This window comes from Okeania sp. SIO2F4 (genome assembly GCF_010672385.1).
In the GTDB taxonomy this organism is placed as follows: domain Bacteria; phylum Cyanobacteriota; class Cyanobacteriia; order Cyanobacteriales; family Microcoleaceae; genus Trichodesmium.
Genome location: NZ_JAAHGT010000457.1, coordinates 1 through 7,566, shown reverse-complemented (window position 1 = coordinate 7,566; position 7,566 = coordinate 1). Strand labels below are relative to the sequence as shown.

The following is a 7,566-nucleotide window of genomic DNA, read 5'->3' as shown; positions in this document are numbered from 1 at the left end:
AACCATACATTAGGATTTCCAGGTATGAATCAGCTAAGTTGCGTAGTTTTCCTGGCAGATACTTTGGAACCTGGTAGAGGTGACACCCCTGAGCTAGAGCATTTGAGACAACTAGCTCAAAAAAATCTCTACCAAGCAGTTTGGTTAACCAGCGATTATACTATAAAACAGCTACTTGGCTTACATATTTTGATTCACCCACGAATTCTATTGACGAGAAATTGGTTTATGGAAAAGGCCAAAAAAGAACTCCACGAACACAAGAGCAAGCAGACAATAAATTAACAAGATATGATCAATATAATATAGAGGCCAATATCGATTAGTAATTCAATTAATTAAGGAAATATATCATTTAATGTCAAATTACCCTCATACTCAATCCTTGTCAACCGAAACAAGTGCGATAAATTCGGAACCTGATGAAACCTTGTCAACCGAAACAAGTCTGACAAATTCGGGACCTGATGAAACCTTAGAATTGACATCCACAATTGTTAACGCCGCATTGGACCGCAAAGGAGATAACATTGTTGTGATTAAAGTATCAGAAGTATCTTATTTGGCAGACTACTTTGTGATTATTACAGGTTATTCTCATGTCCAAGTAAGAGCTATATCTCAGGCGATCGCCGAAAAGGTAGAACAAGAGAGGCAAGTTTATCCTTTAGGAGTCGAAGGCCAAAGCGAAAGTTCTTGGATATTAATGGATTATGCTGATGTTATAGTTCACATATTAAAGCCTGAAGAAAGAGATTTCTATAATTTAGAAGCATTCTGGGGTCATGCAGAAAGAATAGATACTTCATCATTGATCGATTAGACTCAAGCTGTCAATGTTAATTACTTCTTTACTGTTATAAGAATAAGTGAGGAAAAAATTTATTTATGATTAGACAGATAGCATCTAGCTCTCCCGTTCCACCAGAACAACAACCAGCCAACGAATACGAAGAACTCAAAAATTCCTGGTTATTTTACTGGGTAACATTAGAAAGACCTAATTATTTAAGGAAGCTAGTCTGGGTTTGGGTCTGGAGTTGGTTAGTCTCAGGCCCAGTAGCAGCAGCAAGTTTTCCTCCAGAAAAATATCTGGTACAATTCTTACTGAGTGGGTCAGCAGGAGCAAGTTTAATTCTAATTTTGGTATTGTTACGACTTTATCTGGGTTGGAATTATGTCCGGTCGCGTCTTGCTAATACCAAAGTTTTTTATGAGGAGTCTGGTTGGTATGATGGGCAAACATGGCTAAAAACACCAGAGGAAATTACAAAGGATAGATTAATACTTCAATATCAAGTTCAACCACTTCTGCAAAGATTACGCAAAACTTTTTCTAGTTTTACCTTACTAATTTTTATGGGTGGAATTATTTGGTTATGTCTATAAAATATCCTAAAGCAGCTATTAAAAAATCTAATAATCAGAGTAGACTATCGAGTCAGTAATTTCATTTATTTTGACAAAAAAATTAGGTCTCAATTCTTTACTTTTAAAGGGATGAAAAAAATATCCTCCATAAGTATTTCAATCTCGATGCTTCAACCAGAGGTACTGATAACTGAGTAACTGATAACTGAAATGACCTCCTCCATTTTTGCTGAATAAACTAACACTAATAAGCTTATAGATTGAGATATGATTCTAGTTAAAACTATTGACAATTATATCTACAAGTAAAGCTTTATGGGTGTGAATATTAACTTGATAAATACTCTCCAAAACTATAGTTAAATAATGTAACTCTATCGATACTGCACTTACCCAAAATAATAAATAAAAATGACCAAAAAATCAGGTCTCAAGCCTCCCTTTTCAAGGGGATAAAAAAGGAAATTTATGATTTTCTGGCCTCCGGGTAAAACTGGAGGTACTGAATAATTGATAATTGATAACTGATAACTGATAACTGATAACTGAAATGACTAGGGGAAAAAGAACACAAACTGCACAACTAGAAGTCAGACTACTCAGAGAAGGTATTGTTGAATCAACTCACCAAGTTCAGGCCACAATATGTGACCACAGAGGCCGAGTTTTATCGTTAGCTGGAGATGCGGATACAGCCTCATTTGTCCGTTCAGCTCTAAAACCATTTCAAGCTTTAGCAGTTACTACAACAGGAACTCTAGAACGATATGACTTAACTGATATAGACTTAGCTGTTATATGTAGTTCTCATCAAGGTACAACAGAGCAAGCAAGACAGGTATTTAATGTTTTATGGCGTTGTGATATTGACCCATCAAAGCTACAATGTCCAACTCCAGCCGGGAAAAGTAGTCCTTTGCAATATAACTGTTCTGGTAAGCACGCAGGTATGCTAGCTGTTTGTCAGCAAAGAAATTGGCCTATGGAATCTTATCTGGAAATGAAGCATCCAGTACAACAGTTGATTATTAGCAAAGTGGCTGAATTACTGGCCATGCCCGCAGCAGAATTTATCGGGGCTCGTGATGACTGTGGCGCTCCAACTTATCTTCTGCAACTTAGTCAAATGGCAACTTTGTACGCCAAATTAGCTTCAGGTAATAGTTTGGATCTAGAACGAATTGTCCGTGCTATGACATATCATCCAGAAATGGTTGGAGGAGAGGGACATTTTGATACAGAGTTAATGCGGTTGACGGCTGGAGAACTTGTCAGTAAGTCTGGGGCTGAGGGAGTACAATGTATTGGCCGAGTAGGTGAAGGGATGGGTTTGGCTATAAAAGTTAATGATGGTGCAAAAAGGGCTAAATATGCAGTGGCAATTCATTTATTAACTCAGATGGGTTGGATAGCTCCTAGTATTGCTGAGACTCTCGCGGAAAATTATATGTCACTGAGTAATGTTAAGCGTTTGGAAGTAGTGGGAGAAATGTCTATTTAGGGTTTAGGGTAGGAGTCAGGAGTTGTAGGGGCGAATGGCCATTCGCCCCTGCAGGAGAAATGGGAATTTAGAGGTGGTAGGAGTCAGAATTGCCTCTTTATTTTTTTGCCGTTGCCCGTCCAAATGGTAGGAGTCAGAAGTAAAGTAGGGACGTTGCATAACAAAAATGCGTTTCATGTCGCGCAGCGTTTCATGTCGGCTCTTAGCCGAAAACGTCCCTACTGGTTTATCATTTTTTTGATATGTTTGATGAACTTGAAAACTGCTATAAGTGGAGGTTCTGGAAAAAAATTTGAGAATATTTGACTAAGGGGTTGCAATTTTGATTTGGTTATGGTTATAATAAAAAAGTTGACGCGGGATAGAGCAGTCTGGTAGCTCGTCGGGCTCAAGTTATAAGGAAAGATAAATTAAACCAAGCATAAACCAAAACTGCTAGTCGGTTAGCTTGATTCTTTACCTTGTAAAGGGCGGCATATAGGGAAACTTGTATGTGATTACTTGTCAAATTCGGGGAAGCCGTTAGCGGGGTAATCCCGAGCCAAGCTCCAAAGTTAAGGAGAAGGTGTAGAGACTGGTTGGCAGGTACCCTAGCAGTTCTAGTGTTATAGAAGCTGAGGGTAAAGGGACAGTCCAGACTACAAACTAATTCTGATAATTTCAGAGTTAAGGCAGTGAAAGCTGTAGTAGTAAGCATAACCCGAAGGTCGGTGGTTCAAATCCGCCTCCCGCCATTAAAAGTTAATAATATTAAAGAGAGTCTGGTAAATTTTAAGATTTACCAGGCTTTTTTGATTTTCGGTCTGAATACTTTAATAAGGGTTTGCTGAATAAGTCTTTTGAGTGAGAGTAGGAGTCAGAAGTCAGGAGGACCGAGTCAGGAAAGATGGGGAATTACAGAGAATGTAGTGGACCGACACACCTTAAATGGTGCGTTAGATGGGGAGTGTGGGAAGGGTGGAAAGTGTAGTCCGGGTGGGGAGAAAAAGACACCTAGAAACAAAAATAAGAGTGCACAGTTTTAGCTGTGTCAGTCTAGTAGTGGACCGACACACCTTAAATAGTGCATTAGGGAGTAGGGACGTTGCATGCAACGTCCCTACGGGAGAAAGATTGTTGTTGGGTTACCCTGACGGGAAGCAAGCTACGTCCCTCAACCCAACCTACTGGACCGACACACCTTAAATGGGGAGTGTGGTCCGGGTGGGAAGGGTGGAAAGTGTAGTCCGGGTGGGGAGAAAAAGACACCTAGAAACAAAAATAAGAGTGCACAGTTTTAGCTGTGTCAGTCTAGTAGGAGGAAGAGAGGAATAATTGTGCGTTAATTAACCTCAATTTTTCTGCTCCTAAAAATTCTCACCAGAATTGAGCTTGAGGAAGCAAAAAGCTGGCACTTTTAGACCACACGCAAAGGCTAAAACATTTACATTAAGTACCTAAACAAAATTATTTACCTACTTCTAATTCTGTGCAATCTTTAGAAGGCAAAGAATTCAGCTTGTATAGATGTGTAATTAATTTTGTGTACCTGCTTATAAAGCTTTTAAATTTAATCAGCAAGTTTTAATAAGTTAATGTATAGCAGTCGAAGCAAAGGTTACGACAGTTATAAATCCTGAAACCCTTTGATAGTCTACTGTTCCCAGTTAAGTGTTCCCTATTCCCGATTCAAGTAGCGCTATATATAGTAAAATTTTATGAATTTGGTAGAAAATGATAAATTGGAAATATTTTAGATTAATTATCGGTACTGTATTTTTCTTGATTTTACCTCCATCTCTAGTAACAGAGAAAATAGAGAAAGTGCAGATATATTCAAAAGCAGTTGCACAAGATACTAAAGAATATAGCGATCGCCTCAGCCAAGAAAACCTACCAACTGAAGCACAGCAACTTGATGAGAAAGCTAAACAACAACTTGAAAATGGAGAATTAGAAACTGCCTTACAAACTTTGCAGCAACTCCTAGATATTTATACTCAAAAGGGATATCGCTTTAAGATCGGCAGCACCCTCTACAATATAGCTACCATTTATCAGAAACTACATCAGTATCAGAAAGCTTTAGATCATTATCAGCAAGCTTTGGAAATTCGTCAACAGTTAGGTGATACAGAGCAAATTGCTACCACTCTACATAGTATTGGTACAGTTTATTCTCAGCTCAGTGAATATTCCCGAGCATTAGAATCATTAAATCAGGCGCTGAAAATGCGTAGAGAAATAGACGATACTACTGCTATTAGTCGCACATTAAATGAAATAGGTGTTATTTATGATCGCCAAGGTAAATATGGGAAAGCTATAGAGTTTTATGAAGAAGCTTTAGAAATGCGTAAAAAAGATAAGGTCAATCTTATTGCAATTTTAAGTAATCTTGGTTTAATTAATTCAAGATTAGGTCGCTATCAGCAAGCTATAGATTTTTATCAGAAAGTTTTACAGAATAATCCTCCCAAAAAAGCCACAATTTTAACTTATATTGGAGCAATTTATCGGCAGCTAGAAGAGTTTTCTCAGGCTTTAAAATTTTATCAACAAGCTTTAGAAATTTACGAAGAAAATCAAGACCGTCTGAATATAGCAACAACTCTAGATAATATAGGTGTAATTTATCGAGAACAGGAAAAATATTCCCAAGCATTAGAATATCATCAGCAAGCATTAACTATTTGGGAAGAGTTAGGGGATAAAGAAGGTAAATCAGCAACTCTTCATAATATTGGTATAGTGCATCGAGAGTCTGGCAAGTATTCTGAATCTCTAGAATTTTTGACTTATACTTTAATTCTCGATCGACAACTTGGAAACCAGAATAGGGAAAGAATTAGTCTTGCTGATATAGGAAAATTATTAGCAAAAAATAATCAGCCAGAATTGGCAATAATATTTTATAAACAATCAATTAATATTACAGAAAAAATCCGCCAAGATTTACAGGTTTTACCAGTAGAGGAACAAAAGTCTTATGTAGACGGCACTATTACTGAAATATATCGGGCTTTAGCTAACTTATTACTGGAAGAAAAACGAGCTATAGAATCACAGCAAATTCTTGATTTGTTGAAAGTACAAGAAGTATTTGAGTATATGGGAGGTATCAAACCTGATAATGATAAACCTAATGAAGTTATTATGCTAAGACTAGAAAATATTTTCAGGGAAAAATATTCTCAGTTCTTAGATGAAATAGGTGAAAATGTCAAACAAAATCAGAATATTTCATTAGAAAAATTAGTTGCTATTCATGATTTTTTTCGTAGTGAGGAAATAACAGAAATTAGGTCAGAAATAAAGAAGAAAGCTAAGAGTCAAAGACTTACCCCTGAGATGTTAGTTTTATTACAGGCTGAACTAAAGAAACATAAAAAAGAAAATGCAGTAGTCTTATATCCCTTAATTTTAGAAGATCGCCTGGAATTAATCTTAGTTACTGCTAATTCTCCCCCAGTTCATCGGACGGTATTAGTTAATCAGGAAGAATTTGAGCAAGTGTTTTTTACATTTAGAGTAGGATTAATTAATAGAAGAAAAGCTAAGAATATCTCTGATTCTAGAGTTGCGCAAGCAGGATTAAAGCTTTATAATTGGTTGATTAAACCAATAGAAAATGACCTGAAAATTGGTAAAATTAAAACTATTCTTTATGCACCAGATGGCAAGCTCCGTTATATTCCTTTAGCAGCTTTATATGATGGAGAAAAATGGCTGACAGAGAGGTTTAAAGTTAATAATATTACTGCTGCAAGTATTATGGATTTAAGTCCAAGGAGAAATAGAAATATCCGAATTTTGGCAGGAGCTTTAACTGAAGGAAATTATAGCTTTGCAATTGGTAAAAAACAGTTTGAATTTGAAGGTTTGCCTTTTGCGGGAGTAGAGGTAGAACAGCTAGGGAGTATGTTTCCTCAAACCAATAAATTATTAGGAGATGATTTTACTAAACAATTGATGGAGTTAAGGATGTCTAGCCATAGTTTAATACATTTTGCTACTCATTCTGCTTTTGTTAGTGGTAGTCCAGAAGATTCTTTTATATTATATGGAGATGGCGAACTTTCTAGCTTACGAGAAGTAGAAAACTGGAATTTAAATGGTGTAGAATTAGTAGTTTTGAGCGCTTGTGAAACTGGTAAAGGAAAACAGCTAGGAGATGGTTCAGAAATTCTGGGTTTTGGTTATCAAATGCAAGTGGCTGGTGCAGCAGCAAGTTTAGCAACTTTATGGCGAGTAGATGACCAGGGTACTTCTGAATTTATGAATAATTTTTATACAGCTTTAAAGAGTGGAATAAATAAGGCTGGAGCTGTACAAAAAGCACAAATTGCGATGATTAATAGTAAGTATAATCATCCTTATTATTGGGCTCCATTTATTTTAATTGGCAATGGTTTTTGAAGAGAGCATAAGGTTGAAATATTATAGGTTATGTAGCATTTCTCAGTATTAGACCTCTCCAGAAAAGAGGGAATACTTAACTGGGAACACTTAACTGGAAACAGGGGAGAGTAATTGATAATTTATGGATAAGAATTGATTTTATTTTTCATTTTTGGAGAAGTCTATTGGTGTTTAGATCCAGCAATATGGTAAGTAATGCGATCGGCAAGTTGTTTACCTACAATTGGTTTAGAAATAAACTCGTCAAAACCACTGTTAAATACTTCATCGCGGATTTCTACATCTGTATGAAT

General features: G+C 36.5%; 6 protein-coding genes. 5 read left to right on the top strand and 1 reads right to left on the bottom strand.

The genetic code is table 11. From position 1 onward, the window contains the following. The 4 genes from yqeK to F6K22_RS24610 all read left to right on the top strand — a co-directional run. On the top strand, nucleotides 1-285 hold a 285-nt coding region (gene yqeK, locus F6K22_RS24625; RefSeq protein WP_293104001.1), incomplete at its 5' end, for a bis(5'-nucleosyl)-tetraphosphatase (symmetrical) YqeK. A gap of 73 nt (nucleotides 286-358) precedes the next feature. Continuing rightward, entirely contained in the window at nucleotides 359-823 is a 465-nt protein-coding gene (gene rsfS, locus F6K22_RS24620; protein WP_293103998.1) for a ribosome silencing factor, read from the top strand. A gap of 65 nt (nucleotides 824-888) precedes the next feature. Beyond that, nucleotides 889-1,389: a CGLD27 family protein gene (locus F6K22_RS24615; protein ID WP_293103995.1), complete on the top strand. Its 501-nt coding sequence runs from the start codon at nucleotides 889-891 to the stop codon at nucleotides 1,387-1,389. 532 nt (nucleotides 1,390-1,921) lie between these two features. Next, nucleotides 1,922-2,872, top strand: a complete 951-nt coding sequence (locus tag F6K22_RS24610) for an asparaginase (protein WP_293103992.1) — start codon at nucleotides 1,922-1,924, stop codon at nucleotides 2,870-2,872. 15 nt (nucleotides 2,873-2,887) lie between these two features. Here the strand turns inward: F6K22_RS24610 and F6K22_RS24605 are convergent, their stop codons facing one another. Next, nucleotides 2,888-3,049 carry a hypothetical protein gene (locus F6K22_RS24605; RefSeq protein ID WP_293103989.1) on the bottom strand — a complete coding sequence of 54 codons (162 nt, stop codon included), beginning with the start codon at nucleotides 3,047-3,049 and terminating at the stop codon, nucleotides 2,888-2,890. A 1,536-nt stretch (nucleotides 3,050-4,585) separates the two neighbouring features. Here F6K22_RS24605 and F6K22_RS24600 point away from each other — a divergent pair. Next, complete coding sequence (locus tag F6K22_RS24600; protein WP_293103986.1) at nucleotides 4,586-7,270, top strand: tetratricopeptide repeat protein; 2,685 nt, start codon at nucleotides 4,586-4,588, stop codon at nucleotides 7,268-7,270. The last annotated feature ends 296 nt before the right edge of the window (nucleotides 7,271-7,566 follow it).

Coding starts and splice junctions, on each gene's coding strand:
- rsfS (WP_293103998.1), top strand. CDS start 359: ATGTCAAATTACCCTCATACTCAATCCTTGTCAACCGAAACAAGTGCG.
- F6K22_RS24615 (WP_293103995.1), top strand. CDS start 889: ATGATTAGACAGATAGCATCTAGCTCTCCCGTTCCACCAGAACAACAA.
- F6K22_RS24610 (WP_293103992.1), top strand. CDS start 1,922: ATGACTAGGGGAAAAAGAACACAAACTGCACAACTAGAAGTCAGACTA.
- F6K22_RS24605 (WP_293103989.1), bottom strand. CDS start 3,049: ATGAAACGCATTTTTGTTATGCAACGTCCCTACTTTACTTCTGACTCC.
- F6K22_RS24600 (WP_293103986.1), top strand. CDS start 4,586: ATGATAAATTGGAAATATTTTAGATTAATTATCGGTACTGTATTTTTC.